This is a genomic window from Streptomyces alkaliphilus (assembly GCF_014141535.1).
Classification (GTDB): Bacteria; Actinomycetota; Actinomycetes; order Streptomycetales; family Streptomycetaceae; genus Streptomyces; species Streptomyces alkaliphilus.
This window is the reverse complement of sequence record NZ_VKHT01000046.1, coordinates 1-13,235: the sequence shown is the minus strand read 5'-3', so window position 1 is coordinate 13,235 and position 13,235 is coordinate 1. Positions and strand designations below refer to the sequence as shown.

The window sequence follows — 13,235 nt, the reverse complement described above, 5'->3', positions numbered from 1 at the left end:
GCCCCGTCCCTCACCCTGCCCGTCGGTGCCTCCCCCGCCGGGCGCCGGGTGCTGGCGGTGGCGCTCGGCCCCGCCCACACCGGCCACGACCTGGCCCTGCTGGTGACCGGCGCGCCGGGGATCCCCCCGGTGGTCTTCTGCGGGGACGTGGTGGAGGAGTCCGGCGAGCCGCAGGCCGGCCCGGACGCCCACCCCGCCGGATGGCCCGGCGCGATCGACCGCCTGCTGCGCCTCGGCGGCGGGGAGGCCCGCTACGTGCCCGGCCACGGCGCGGTGGTGGACGCGCCCTTCCTGCGCGCACAACGCGCGGCACTCGTCGAGCGGTTCGACCCGACCGGGGCCGGCTGAGCCGCCGCTCCGCGGACCCGCCCGGGATCCGGTCGGCGACCGCGCGACACCCCCCGCGCGGTCGCCGACGGCGGGGGGACGCCGTTCTAGACTCGGCCGGTGCGCATGCGTGAGTACGGCCCCGACCTCACCCCGCCGTGGAAGCGGAAGCGGGCCCCCGTGCCCGAGGTGCCCGCCGATGCGGATCTGGTGGTGGAGGAGGTGACCACCGGCTTCTGCGGCGCCGTGATCCGCTGCGAGCGGACCGCGCAGGGTCCCACCGTCACCCTGGAGGACCGGTTCGGCAAGCAGCGGGTCTTCCCCCTGGCACCGGCCGGCTTCCTGTTGGAGGGACGACCGGTGACCCTGGTGCGCCCGCGCCCCGCCCGGGCGCCCGACCCCTCGGGGACACCGGGCCCGGGGCGGACCGCATCCGGGTCGGTGGCCGTCCCCGGAGCGCGCGCCCGAGTGGCGCGCGCCGGTCGGATCTACGTCGAGGGACGCCACGACGCCGAACTGGTGGAGAAGGTGTGGGGCGACGACCTGCGGATCGAGGGCGTCGTCGTGGAGTACCTGGAGGGCATCGACGACCTGCCCGCGATCGTCGCGGACTTCTCCCCCGGCCCCGGGGCCCGGCTGGGCGTGCTGGTGGACCACCTGGTGCCCGGCAGCAAGGAGTCCCGCATCGCGGCGGAGGTCTGCGGACCGCACGTCCTGATCACCGGCCACCCCTTCGTGGACGTGTGGGAGGCGGTCAAGCCCGCCTCGGTGGGCATCGGGGCATGGCCCCGGGTGCCGAGGGGGCAGGACTGGAAGACCGGTGTGTGCCGGGCCCTGGGCTGGCCGGAGAACACCGGCGCGGCCTGGCGGCGCATCCTGGGGTCGGTGCGGTCCTACCGGGACCTGGAGCCGGCGTTGCTCGGACCGGTGGAACACCTCATCGACCACGTGACGGTGGGTGGCCCCGCCGGCCCCTGACCCGCCCGGGGCACGGACCCGAGGCCTCCCCCTCCCGGGTGCCCTCCGGAGGGCACCCGGGAGGGCATCCGGGAGGGCATCCGGGAGACATCCGGGAGACATCCGGGAGAATGGACCCATGCCTTCCATCCCCCTCGGGGGCGAGCCGGTCCCCACCGACGGTTCGCTGCCGTCCGGCGCGCTCGACGGCGCCGCCGGGCGCCCCCTCGGCTTCTACCTGCACGTCCCCTTCTGCGCCTCCCGCTGCGGCTACTGCGACTTCAACACCTACGTCGCCGAGGAGTTGCGCGGACCGGACGGCGCGGGGGTGAACCGGGAGAACTTCACCGATCTGTTGATCGAGGAGATCCGGCTGGCCAGGAAGGTCCTGGGGGACGACCCGCGTCCGGTGCGGACCGTCTTCCTGGGCGGGGGCACCCCCACCCTGCTGCCGACCCGGGACCCGGGCCGGCTGCTGGAGACGCTGCGGCAGGAGTTCGGCCTGGCCCCGGACGCGGAGGCCACCATCGAGGCCAACCCCGAGTCGGTGGACCCCACCCGTCTGGCGGCCCTCCGCGAGGCCGGCTTCACCCGGATCTCCTTCGGGATGCAGAGCGCGCGCGAGCACGTCCTGCGGATCCTGGAGCGCCGGCACCGGCCCGGGCGCCCGGAGGAGTGCGTCGCCGAGGCCCGGGCCGCGGGGTTCGAGCACATCAGCCTGGATCTCATCCACGGCACCCCGGGTGAGAGCGACGACGATTGGCGGGCCTCCCTGGAGGCGGCGATCGGCGCCGGGCCGGACCACCTGTCGGCCTACTCGCTGATCGTGGAGGAGGGCACCGCGCTGGCCCGTCGGGTGCGACGGGGGGAGATCCCGGCCATCGACGACGACGTGCACGCCGACCGGTACCTGATCGCCGAGGAGGCGCTCTCGGCCGCCGGGTTCTCCTGGTACGAGGTCTCCAACTGGGCGACCTCCCCCGCCGGCCGCTGCCGGCACAACGAGCTGTACTGGACCGGCGGCGACTGGTGGGGGGCCGGCCCCGGCGCGCACGGTCACGTCGGTGGGGTGCGGTGGTGGAACGAACGCCACCCCGGCGCGTACGCCCGCGCGCTGACCGAGGGGCGTTCGCCGGGCGCGGGGCGGGAAATCCTGAGCGCCGCCGAACGCCGCGTCGAGCGCGTCCTGCTGGAACTGCGCATGGTCGAGGGCTGCCCGCTGGACCTGCTGGAACCCGAGGGTCGCGCCGCCGCCGAGCGGTACCTGGCCGACGGGCTGCTGCGGGAGGACGCCTTCGCGGCGGGACGGGCGGCGCTGACCCTGCGCGGTCGGCTGCTGGCCGACGCGGTGGCCCGGGATCTGGTCGACTGAGCCGCCCGCCCGGCTCCCCGAACCCGGTGGGGAGCGCGGATGGGGCGCGGACGCGTCGACGGGGGCGGGACCCGATGGATCCCGCCCCCGTCGTCCGAACGCGGCCGGGCCCGACTCGGCCGGACCGAAACCGATCGAACCGGTCAGCCGACCTTGGCGCCCTCGTACATCTCCTCGATGAGGTGGCCGTACGCCTTCTCCACCACCGGCCGCTTGAGCTTCAGGCTCGGGGTGAGCTCACCGTGCTCCACGTCCAGGTCGCGCGGCAGGATGCGGAACTTCTTGATGGTCTGCCACCGCTGGAGACCCTCGTTGAGCTGCTGCACGTATCCGTCCACCATCTCCCGGGTGCGGGAGTCGGCGACCACCTGCGCGTAGTCCAGGTCCTCCATGCCGTTCTCACGTGCCCAGGCCATCAGGGAGAGTTCGTCCAGGGCGATCAGCGCGGTGCAGAAGTTCCGGTCCGCGCCGATGACCAGGATGTTCGACACGTACGGGCACACCGCCTTGAACCGGCCCTCGACCTCGGTCGGCGCCACGTACTTGCCGCCGGAGGTCTTGAACAGGTCCTTCTTGCGGTCGGTGATCCGCAGGTAACCGTCGTCGGACAGCTCACCGATGTCACCGGTGTGGAACCAGCCGTCCGGCTCCAGCACCTCGGCGGTCTTCTCCGGCAGCCCGTGGTAGCCCTCCATCACGCCGGGACCGCGCAGCAGGATCTCGCCGTCGTCGGCGATGCGCACCTCCAGCCCGGGCAGCGCCTTGCCGACGGTGCCGGTGCGGTAGGCGGCGCCCGGGTTGACGAAGTTGGCGGCGCTGCTCTCGGTCAGGCCGTAGCCCTCCAGGATGTGGATTCCGGCGCCGGAGAAGAAGTAGCCGATCTCCGGGGCGAGCGCCGCGGAACCCGAGACGCAGGCCCGCATCCGACCGCCGAAGCGCTCACGCAGCTTGGAGTAGACCAGCTTGTCGGCGATCGCGTGCTTGACCCGCAGGCCCGCCGGCGCGGTGTGGGCCCCGGTGCGGAAGAAGTTGTCCTGGGTGACCCGGCCGTACTCCTTGGCCACCCCCGCCGCCCACTGGAAGATCTTGTACTTGGCCGCTCCGCCCTCCCGGGCCTTGTTGGCGGCGCCGTTGTAGACCTTCTCGAAGATGCGCGGCACGGAGGCCATGTAGGTGGGACGGACCACCGGCAGGTTCTCGATGATCTTCTCCACCCGACCGTCCACGGCGGCGGAGTGCCCGATCTTGATCTGGCCGGCGATCAGGACCTTCCCGAAGACGTGGGCCAGCGGCAGCCACAGGTAGGAAAGGTCGTCCGGCTTCATCAACTCGATGGCCTCGATGGCGTGTCCCATGTAGGACCACGCGTCGTGGCGCAGTCGCACGCCCTTGGGACGACCGGTGGTGCCCGAGGTGTAGATGAGGGTGGCCAGCTGATCGGCGCGCAGGGAGGCCACGGACTCCCGGACCGCCTCCGGGTTCTTCTCCAGGTGGGCACGACCGCGCTCGGCCAACTCCTCCAGGGAGAGCACCCAGCCCTCGGGGTCCTCCGGGGCGGCCACCGCGTCGGCGGTCTCGATGACCACCACGTGCGCCAGGTCCGGCAGCTCGGAGCGACGCTCCCGGGCCTTCGCCAGTTGCGCGGCGTCCTCGGCGATGAGGACGCGGCTGCCGGAGTCCTTCAGGATGAAGGCGGTCTCATCGGCGTTGGTCTGCGGATACACCGTGGTGGTGGCGGCGCCGGCACACAGGATGCCGATATCGCCGAGGATCCAGTCCACCCGGGTGGAGGAGGCGATGGCCACCCGCTCCTCCGGGCGGATCCCCAGGGACATGAGTCCGGCGGCGATGGCGAAGACGCGCTGCGCGGCCTCGGCCCAGGTGTAGGCGCGCCAGTCGTCCGGGCCGTCGCCGGGGGAGGGAACCGGGTAGCGGTATGCCTCCTTGTCGGGGGTTGCCTCGACCCGATCGAGGAACAGGTGCGCCACGGACGGCGGACGGTTCTCGATCGGATTCTGCTTCTCGCTCACGACTTCCTCCGGGTCCCGCACTTCTTTGGGGGTGACTCACGAGTAACCTCGAGTGGCGTTCACCCTAGATGGGCCGGCGCTCGTGCGTAAGGGTTCGCGTGCCGGTCGATATGAGCCTGTGCCCATCCTACGGCGCGTGAGGTCGTGGCGGAGGGGTGATCATCACGCCTTCCCGGTCACCGCCCCTCTCCTCCGCCCCGGGCCCGGGGCGGCCGGGGCGGGCGGCCCGTTCCCCCGTTCACCGGAAGGCCCCGGCGACCGTTTCCCCCCTCCGGGGGGACCGCGTCGCCCCGAAACGGGGGAAACGGCCGGGGCGGGCGACCGATCGCCCGCCCCGGCCGTTTCCCGGGTGCCTCCGCCGGCGACTACTTGCCGCGGCCCTTGCCCTCGCCGGCACCGCCGTCGGAATCCGAGGAGAGCGCCGCGATGAACGCCTCCTGCGGCACCTCCACCCGACCGACGACCTTCATCCGCTTCTTGCCCTCCTTCTGCTTCTCCAGCAGCTTCCGCTTGCGGGAGATGTCACCGCCGTAGCACTTGGAGAGCACGTCCTTGCGGATGGCGCGCACCGTCTCGCGGGCGATGACCCGGGCACCGATGGCCGCCTGGATCGGGACCTCGAACTGCTGCCGGGGGATCAGCTCCCGCAACTTGGAGGCCATCTTCACGCCGTAGGCGTAGGCCTTCTCGCGGTGCACGATCGCCGAGAAGGCGTCCACCTTGTCGCCGTGCAGCAGGATGTCGACCTTCACCAGATCGGCGGCCTGGTCGCCGGTGGTCTCGTAGTCCAGGGAGGCGTAGCCCCGGGTCTTCGACTTCAGGGCGTCGAAGAAGTCGAAGACGATCTCGGCCAGCGGCAGGGTGTAGCGCAGTTCGACGCGCTCCTCGGAGAGGTAGTCCATGCCCAGGAGGGACCCGCGCCGGCTCTGGCACAGCTCCATGATCGCGCCGATGAACTCGCTGGGCGCGATCAGCGTCGCCCGCACCACCGGCTCCCGCACCTCGGCGATCTTGCCGGTCGGGTACTCACTGGGGTTGGTCACCACGTACTCGGAGCCGTCCTCCATCGTCACCGTGTAGACGACGTTGGGGGCGGTGGCGATCAGGTCGAGGCCGAACTCCCGCTCCAGGCGCTCCCGAATGACCTCCAGGTGCAGCAGCCCCAGGAAGCCCACCCGGAAACCGAAGCCCAGCGCGGCCGAGGTCTCCGGCTCGTAGACCAGCGCGGCGTCGTTGAGCTGCAACTTGTCCAGGGCGTCGCGCAGGTCCGGGTAATCCGAACCGTCCAGCGGGTACAGGCCGGAGAACACCATCGGCTTGGGGTCCTTGTACCCGCCCAGCGCCTCGGTGGCCCCGTTGCGCTGGTGGGTGACGGTGTCGCCCACCTTGGACTGCCGCACGTCCTTCACGCCGGTGATGAGGTAGCCGACCTCACCCACCGACAGGCCGTCCGCGACGGTCATCTCCGGGGAGCTGACACCGATCTCCAGCAGCTCGTGGCCGGCGCCGGTGGACATCATCCGGATCCGGTCGCGGTGCCCCAACCGACCGTCGACCATCTTCACGTAGGTCACCACGCCCCGGTAGGCGTCGTAGACCGAGTCGAAGATCATCGCGCGGGCCGGGGCGTCGGCGTCGCCGGTGGGACGCGGCACCCGGCGCACCACCTCGTCCAGCAGTTCCCCCACGCCCTCGCCCGTCTTGGCGGAGACCCGCAGCACCTCATCGGGCTCGCAGCCGATCAGGTGCGCCAACTCCCCGGCGAACTTCTCCGGCTGCGCCGCCGGCAGGTCGATCTTGTTGAGGACCGGGATGATGGTGAGGTCGTTCTCCATCGCCAGGTACAGGTTGGCCAGCGTCTGCGCCTCGATGCCCTGGGCGGCGTCGACCAACAGGACGCACCCCTCGCAGGCGGCCAGCGACCGGGACACCTCGTAGGTGAAGTCCACGTGGCCGGGGGTGTCGATCATGTTCAGGATGTGCGCCGTGCCCTCGTACCCCCACGGCATCCGCACGGCCTGCGACTTGATGGTGATGCCGCGTTCCCGTTCGATGTCCATCCGATCCAGGTACTGCGCGCGCATCTGCCGGTTGTCCACCACCTCGGTGAGCTGGAGCATCCGGTCGGCGAGGGTCGACTTGCCGTGATCGATGTGCGCGATGATGCAGAAGTTGCGGATGACGGCCGGATCGGTGCGGCTCGGCTCCGGAGCGTTCGAAAGGGTCGTCGCGGGCACGCGGGGTCCTGTCGGGTGGAGGTCTGGGATTCTGCGGGCCGGGAGGGACCGGCGGGCCGGGCCCGGGTCTCCCGGGATGATAGGGGGTTCTCCCCCATGGTCCCATGACGGCGGGGGACGCCCGCACCCCACCGTCGCACGTCGTATCCCGCCTCCGTTCATCGGTGATCGGGAGCCATCCCCCACCGGTCCACCGGCGCCCCGCGCCGCCGCCGGCCGGGGCGGGCCCGCCGATTGGGACCCGGAGTCGGCCCGCTGGTAGAGTCGACTGCCGTGCCTCCGTCCCGCGCGCGCGTCGGCTCCGACCGACAGCGGGGACCGGGCACCGTCTCCGCACCGGCCTCCCGCCGGGGACACCGGAGACACTCCCGTATCGGAAACCCCGACCCCGAGAAGGCTCATTTCGTGGCGAACATCAAGTCCCAGATCAAGCGCATCAAGACCAACGAGAAGGCCCGGCAGCGCAACAAGGCCGTCAAGTCCGAGCTGAAGACCGCTGTCCGTCGTGCCCGTGAGGCCGTCGCGGCCGGTGACGCCGAGCAGGCCGGTGCCGCGGCCCGCACCGCCTTCCGCAAGCTGGACAAGGCCGTCAGCAAGGGTGTGCTGCACCCCAACAACGCCGCCAACAAGAAGTCGGCGCTGGCCAAGCAGCTCGGGTCGCTGAACGCCTGACTCCCCGCGGGTGACGGTTCCCGCCCGGCCCTTCCGGCCGGACCGCAGGAACCGACACGTGCACGGGGAACGCACGCCCCTCGAGCCGATCCCGTTCCGGAACCGGCGGCCCCTCTCTCCGCCCCGGACGGCGCCGGGCCCCGCACACGTCCGACGTTCGCCACGTGCGTGCGTGCGGCGCCCGCCCCGGTGACACCGAGACCGCTTCCGGCGTGTCGGGCACCGGGTATCCCGATCGCGTGACGTTCCCCCGAACCCGGTTCCTCCTCCCGGAGGAACCGGGTTCGGCGTTTTCGGGATGAAACATCCCGAGTCACCTCCCGCCCGGCTTCCTCCCGTTTCCCGGCGCTTCCCGGGGGTTTCCTCCGGTTCCCCCCATCACGTCCCACCCCGCCGCCACAGGGGCGCCGGCTACAGTGAGCGGATGACGCTCTTCGGCAGCGGGGCGACCCCGGACGACGGCGAGGACCGGCACGAGCGGCCCGGCGGCTACGAGCACCCCCGGAAGGCCGATGGGCGGCGCCCGTGGGCCGGTCGGGCGGCGGATCGGTCCGCCGCGCACGGAGCGGTCTCCGGAATCATCGGCGAGCCCGAACTCCGGGAGCCCTCCGGTCGGCCGGTGGGCTCGGACACCCCCGGTGGGGTGACCGCCGCCGCGGGATCCCGGCGCGCCTTCTTCCGCGGTCGGGGGACGGACCCGGCCACCGGGGCCAACCCCGGGGCCGTGGTGGAGGCCCCTATCGTCGAACGAGGGGGCGGGGATGGCGCCCCGGCCCCGGGCGGAGGCGTCGATACGGACGTCCACACCGGCGTGGACCCCGGCACCGAGGTGGACCCCGACTCCGAGGTGGAAAGCGGCGTGGGGAGCGACGGATCGGGTGGAGGCGGGCGCGCCGGCCCGCGGCGGTTCCGGGGCCTTTTGACGGATCGCCTGCGCGCCGGAGCGGTGGGCGCCCTGGCGGCCTCCCTGGTCTGGGGGATCGTGTTCACGGCGCGGGATTTGCCGGGAACGGCGCTCCCGGGACCCCACCACCACCACCCGGAGCTGTGTGCCGTGTTGGACCTCTCCCCCTTCGAAGAGACGTTCGGCGTTCCGACCTACCAGCCGGAGTCCGCATCCCTGGAACGGGACGGCTGGGACCTGGCCCGCTGCACGACCTATCTGGAACCCGGCACTCACGGGGACGGGGAGGAGGCGATGGGGGAGGTGCACCGCCAGTTGATGCTGAGCGTCGAGACCATCCTGCATCACCGACACCACCCGGCCGACGGCTTCGCGATCCGCGCGGAGTTCGGGGGGTTGGAACACATGCTGGGCGACTACGTCTACACCGTGGAGGAACGGCCCGGAGTGGGAGACGAGGCGTGGTTGGTCGTGGACGCCACCCCGCATTCCGAGGGCCCGGCATGGGGCTCCCTGAGCGTCCGCGAGGGACGCCTGGAGCTGCGCGTGAGCTGGCACTTCTGGGCCTCCCCCGGGGGTGAGCCCGATGTCCGACCTCCCCGAGTTGCTCGACCGCACCGCCGTATCGACGCTGGCGGCCCTGCGGGAGCCCGCCCGGTCCGCTCCGGCTCCGGCGCCGGTTCCGACGACAGGGGGATGATCCCGGTCCGGCCGAGTCCGACTCCCGGGACCCCCGGCGCCGGTCCCGGGGGCGCTCCCGCCCGACCGGGGCCCCGCCGGGTCAGCGCGAGCGGGCCGCCCGGGCGATGGCGACCACGGCCCGCTCCAGGGCATAGGCCGGGTCCTCACCGCCTCCCTTGACGGCGGCGTCGGCCTCCGCCACGGCCCGCAGGGCGGTGGAGACCCCGGCCGCGGACCATCCCCTCACCTGACGGCGCACCCGGTCGATCTTCCACGGCGGCATGCCCAACTCCCTGGCCAGGTCCGCCGAACGCATCCCGCTCGGCGCGAAGGCCAACTTGCCGACGGACCGCACCCCCTGGGCGAGCGCGCTGGTCACCAGGACGGGGGCCACACCGGTGGCCAGGGACCAACGCAGCGCCTCCAACGCCTCCGCCGTCCGACCCTCGACCGCGCAGTCGGCGACGGCGAAGCTCGACGCCTCCGCCCGACCGGTGTAGTAGCGGGCGACCACGGCCTCGTCGATCGTGCCCTCGACGTCGGCGACCAGTTGGGCGCAGGCGGAGGCCAACTCCCGCAGATCGCTGCCGAGTGCGTCGACCAGCGCCTGGCAGGCCGCCGGGGTCGCGCTGCGCCCCGCCCCGCGGAACTCGTCGCGGACGAAGGCCAACCGGTCGGCGGGCCGGGTCACCTTCGGACAGGCGACCTCGCGCGCGCCCGCCTTGCGCGCCGCCTCCAGGAGCCCCTTGCCCCGGGCCCCGCCGGCGTGCACCAGGACCAGAGTGATCTCCTCGGCGGGTGAGGCGAGGTACGACTTGACGTCCTTGACCACGTCGGCCCCCAGGTCCTGGGCCTGACGGACCACCACCACCTTGCGCTCGGCGAACAGCGACGGACTGGTCAGCTCGGCGAGGGTGCCCGGAGCGAGCTCCCCCGGGCCCAACTCGCGCACGTCGGTGTCCGGGTCGGCGGCCCGGACGGCGGCGATCACCTCCCGCACCGCGCGGTCGAGCAACAACTCCTCCTGGCCCACCACCACGGTCAGGGGGGCGTCCGGCCCGGGGCGCCCGCCCGCACCCGTCGCGCCCCGCTTCGCCTTCGTACCCGTCTTCTCAGCCATCGCGGCCCAGCATCCCACGTCCCGCCGGCAGGCCGGCGCCGGCGGGGTCGTCCCGCCCGGAGGTCCGAGGCCGGCCGACCGGCGGGGATCGGGGCACGACGCGAGGGACGGAGCGGGGATACTGCCGGGGTGAGGACCGATCGAAGCGAGAACACCGCCGGAGAGGAGCGCCGGGGGGACCCCGGCGCCCACCGCCCCTCCCCGTACGTCCTGGTGCTGCCCGACCGGGAGGCGGCCGAGGAGGTGGCGGAGGAGTTGACGGGCCTCCTCGATCCCGCCCCGGGGGAGGAGCCCCGGCCGGTGCGGGAGGCCCTGGCCGGTGACGACGACGCCGAGGACGCCCAGTGGCTGATCGTCCTGGAGGACCCGCGGGGGTGTCACGACATCGGAGCGCTGCGGGAGCTCGTCGAGTCCCGGGAGGGCTGGCTGGAGGAGGGATGATCCCCCGCCCCGCCACCGGACGGTCGGGATCGGAACCCGGCGCGATGTGATCACCGGTCTCCCCCGGGCCGGGCCGGACCGCGGTGTTCCCGCCGGGCTCCCCACCGTCCTTCCCGTCCGGGTCGGGCGCCCCCCGGGAAACGGCCCGGGGCGCGGCACCATCCTCGGCACCCGGCAGGATCGCCACAGCGCCGTGGACATCGGTGCGCAGCACGGAGGCCCCGGCCGCCTCCAGGCCCGCGATCAGGGCCGGGGCCGGGTGGCCGTAGGTGTTGTCGGCGCCGCAGCTGATCAGTGCCGTTCGGGGGGCGAGACGTTCGAGCAGGGGCGGGTACTGGTGCGCCGATCCGTGGTGCGGCACCTTCAGGACGTCCACCGCCCCCAGATCGGGGTGTTCGGCGAGCAGGGCCCGCTGCGCCGGGGGTTCGAGGTCGCCGGGCAACAGGACCGTCAGACCCGCGGTGCGCAGCAGCAGCGTGACGCTGGAGTCGTTGGAGCCGTACCCACGGGGATCCTCCGGCGGCCAGAGGACCTCCCACTCCAGGTCGGGTCCGGTCGAGCGGCGCTCGCCGGGACGGGAGATCACCACCGGCACCCCACTCCCGTCCGTCACCCGGTCCACGAACTCCGCCTGTGCCGGGACGTCCCGCACCGGTGAGACCTGTACCGCCCCGACCGACCGACCGCGCAGCACGCCCGGCAGACCGGCCACGTGGTCGGCGTGGAAGTGGGTGAGCACGACCAGGGGCACCTTCCGCACGCCCAGTCCGCGCAGACAGGTGTCGATCGCCAGCGGGTCGGGACCGGCGTCCACGACGACGGCTGTTCCCGGCCCGGCGGCCAGCACCGTGGCGTCGCCCTGTCCCACGTCGCAGGCGACCAGCCGCCACCCTCCCGGCGGCCAGCCGGTGAGGCCGCGCATCAGGGGGTCCACGCCCGCCGGTCGCAGGATCACGGCCAACAGGAGCAGCACCAGGCAGGAGGCGGCCACCGGCCGGCGTCGCAACCGGCGCAGGACCGGGATCAGAGCGAGGGTGACCGTCCCCAGCAGCAGCGCGCCCCACCATCCGCCCGGCCACTCGATCACCGCGCCGGGCAACGCGGAGCCGTGGACCGCCACGGCGGCGATCCACTCGGCGGGCCAGGCGGCCCACCGGACGAGGTGGGCCGCCACAGCCGGCAGGAAGGGGGCGAGGGCCAACGCCGCCCACCCGAGGATCAGCGCGGGGGTGAAGGCGGGTTGCGCGAGGATGTTGCACGGGATCGCCACCGGACTGACCCGTTCGGCGAAGACCACGACGATCGGCGCGCACACCGCCTGGGCCGCCGCCGCGGAGGCCAGGGCGTCGGCCGGTCGGGCCCACATCCCGCGCCGGCGCAGCGCCGCGCTCCAGCGGGGCGCGACGGTCAGCAGGGAGGCCGTGGCGGCGACGGAGAGCAGGAAACCGAAGGAGCGGGCGAGCCCGGGGGCGTGGAGGACGAGCAGCAGAACGGCGGCGGCCAGGGCCGGCAGCAGCGATCGGGTCCGACCGGTGGCCAGGGCGACCATGGCGATTCCCCCGCACGCCGCCGCCCGCAGCACGCTCGGTCCGGGGCGGCACAACACGACGAAGAAGATCACCAGACAGCCGCCGAGAAGAGCGGTGGTGCGCAGCGAGAGGCCCAGGCGGGCCGCCAGTCCCCCGCGCTCGGCAAGCGCCGCTCTGCCGGGGGCACCGAGCAGCACCCCCAGGAGCACCCCGAGGTGGGCCCCGCTGACGACGACGAGGTGGGACATGTCCACCGCTCGGACGGCGTCCAGGAGGTCGGGCGGGAGCCCGCCGGTGTCCCCGATGACCAGGGCCGGCAGGAGGCCGCGCGGTGCCTCCGGCAGATCGGCGACGGCCTCCACAAGGCCGTCGCGCAACCGACCCGCCACGCGTTGGGCGACCGGAGGTTCCCGGGCGATCTCCGGCGGCTGCCCGCCCCGCACCCGGAGCACCGCCACGGGCCCGTCGGTGCGGTCCCCCTTGGGCGGGACGGGACGGGCGGTCAGGGAGACGACGGTCCCGGGCAGCAGCCGACCCCACCCGGGGTGCGCGTCCTCGATCACCAGCAGGACCGGGGTGCGGGTCGCCGTCGCCACGGTGCCGGGGCCGGGGCCGGCGATGGAGACCCGGCGTGCCGTGCCGGTCACCAGCAGGGGGCGGGTACCGCCGAACGAAGGGGTGCGAGCCGGCTTCGGGTCCCCGTCGAGCTCGATCTCGGCGGCCACGGGAAGGCCCGCCCGGGCCGCGCCGGGCAGAGGGCCGGCACGCGCCGCCGCGGCGTGCAGGGTCGCCACCGCCCCGCCGGTCGCGGCGCACAGCAACACCACGGCGCACAGCGCCGGAAGCCGACGGGGCGGGCCGACCACCGGAGCGGCCCGGGAACGTCGCGACCACAGGACCGTGAGGCCCAGGGCACCTCCCCCGACGACGCACACGACCAGGAGGGGGAACAGGAGGGGAGGGGG

The 13,235-nt window shown here is 73.5% G+C and carries 8 protein-coding genes and 2 pseudogenes; 6 read left to right on the top strand and 4 right to left on the bottom strand.

Annotated features, from left to right (window positions below):
* The 3 genes and pseudogenes from FNQ90_RS03250 to hemW form a co-directional block, all read left to right on the top strand.
* Window positions 1-348, top strand: a pseudogene (locus tag FNQ90_RS03250) (MBL fold metallo-hydrolase); the annotation flags it as partial.
* A 105-nt stretch (window positions 349-453) separates the two neighbouring features.
* The gene (locus FNQ90_RS03245; RefSeq protein ID WP_182604868.1) at window positions 454-1,305 is read left to right on the top strand and encodes a DUF3097 domain-containing protein; all 852 of its coding nucleotides are present in this window, start codon (window positions 454-456) and stop codon (window positions 1,303-1,305) included.
* A gap of 118 nt (window positions 1,306-1,423) precedes the next feature.
* Window positions 1,424-2,656 carry a radical SAM family heme chaperone HemW gene (gene hemW / locus FNQ90_RS03240; protein WP_182604867.1) on the top strand — a complete coding sequence of 411 codons (1,233 nt, stop codon included), beginning with the start codon at window positions 1,424-1,426 and terminating at the stop codon, window positions 2,654-2,656.
* 143 nt (window positions 2,657-2,799) lie between these two features.
* Here hemW and FNQ90_RS03235 read toward each other — a convergent pair whose 3' ends face one another.
* Together FNQ90_RS03235 and lepA are read right to left on the bottom strand one after the other, a co-directional pair.
* Window positions 2,800-4,686 (bottom strand): AMP-dependent synthetase/ligase, encoded by a 1,887-nt coding sequence (locus tag FNQ90_RS03235; protein ID WP_182604866.1) that lies wholly within the window; start codon window positions 4,684-4,686, stop codon window positions 2,800-2,802.
* Window positions 4,687-5,051: 365 nt separating this feature from the next.
* Entirely contained in the window at window positions 5,052-6,923 is a 1,872-nt protein-coding gene (gene lepA, locus FNQ90_RS03230; protein WP_143618087.1) for a translation elongation factor 4, read from the bottom strand.
* A 405-nt stretch (window positions 6,924-7,328) separates the two neighbouring features.
* On the opposite strand from lepA, the gene rpsT reads away from it, so the two are divergent.
* Window positions 7,329-7,595: a 30S ribosomal protein S20 gene (gene rpsT, locus FNQ90_RS26995; protein ID WP_143618085.1), complete on the top strand. Its 267-nt coding sequence runs from the start codon at window positions 7,329-7,331 to the stop codon at window positions 7,593-7,595.
* A 424-nt stretch (window positions 7,596-8,019) separates the two neighbouring features.
* Window positions 8,020-9,360 (top strand): hypothetical protein, encoded by a 1,341-nt coding sequence (locus tag FNQ90_RS03220; RefSeq protein WP_182604865.1) that lies wholly within the window; start codon window positions 8,020-8,022, stop codon window positions 9,358-9,360.
* Here the strand turns inward: FNQ90_RS03220 and holA are convergent.
* On the bottom strand, window positions 9,281-10,300 hold the full coding sequence (gene holA, locus FNQ90_RS03215) for a DNA polymerase III subunit delta (protein ID WP_182604864.1): 1,020 nt from the start codon (window positions 10,298-10,300) through the stop codon (window positions 9,281-9,283). The two genes, FNQ90_RS03220 and holA, sit on opposite strands and share 80 nt — an antisense overlap.
* Window positions 10,301-10,510: 210 nt before the next feature.
* On the opposite strand from holA, the gene FNQ90_RS26990 reads away from it, so the two are divergent.
* Window positions 10,511-10,741: a hypothetical protein gene (locus FNQ90_RS26990; protein WP_228470822.1), complete on the top strand. Its 231-nt coding sequence runs from the start codon at window positions 10,511-10,513 to the stop codon at window positions 10,739-10,741.
* Between the two features lie 370 nt (window positions 10,742-11,111).
* Here the strand turns inward: FNQ90_RS26990 and FNQ90_RS03210 are convergent.
* Window positions 11,112-12,524, bottom strand: a pseudogene (locus FNQ90_RS03210) (ComEC/Rec2 family competence protein); the annotation flags it as partial.
* Window positions 12,525-13,235: the final 711 nt, after the last annotated feature.